Genomic DNA, 605 nt, shown 5'->3' with positions numbered 1-605 from the left:
CCCGGGTCTTGTACACACCGCCCGTCACACCACGAGAGTTTACAACACCCGAAGTCGGTGAGGTAACCCGCAAGGGAGCCAGCCGCCGAAGGTGGGGTAGATGATTGGGGTGAAGTCGTAACAAGGTAGCCGTATCGGAAGGTGCGGCTGGATCACCTCCTTTCTATGGAGAATCGTTTCCTGCAATGGAAACATTCAAATCGGAAGCTAAGCTTCCAAATCTCAGGTTTAGGCCTGTTGCTCACTCGTTGCTCAGTTTTGAGAGTTTAAGCTCTCAAAAGTAAGACCGTCTGTAATTCCGAACAGCACAGCCGTGTTTGTCCCGAAATTACAGGAACTTGATCCTTGAAAACTGGATACCGAAACGAATTTGCGTTTAGAACATCTTTTAGCTGAAACTTGTGTAAACAAGTTGAAATAGTTATTAGCTGGAAGCGAAGGTTTTCGATTGTGGAGCGACTTTTGGCTTTGAATGATTTCGTGAACAGAGCAATCTGTGAGCGTCATTCAAAACAAGATGGAGTGAACAAGCGAAACACCGGAGTGATTGGTTAAGCTACTAAGAGCACACGGAGGATGCCTAGGCGCCAGGAGCCGACGAAGGA

1 rRNA gene is annotated in these 605 nt (G+C 47.8%); it reads left to right on the top strand.

Annotated elements, in window-relative coordinates:
• Positions 1–163, top strand: a 16S ribosomal RNA gene (locus IEY53_RS34840); the annotation flags it as partial.
• Between the last annotated feature and the right edge of the window lie 442 nt (positions 164–605).

The organism is Paenibacillus albidus (genome assembly GCF_014644435.1).
Taxonomy (GTDB): Bacteria; Bacillota; Bacilli; order Paenibacillales; family Paenibacillaceae; genus Paenibacillus_AQ; species Paenibacillus_AQ albidus.
The sequence above is the reverse complement of the archived record's forward strand: the minus strand, read 5'-3'. Positions and strand labels throughout refer to the sequence as shown.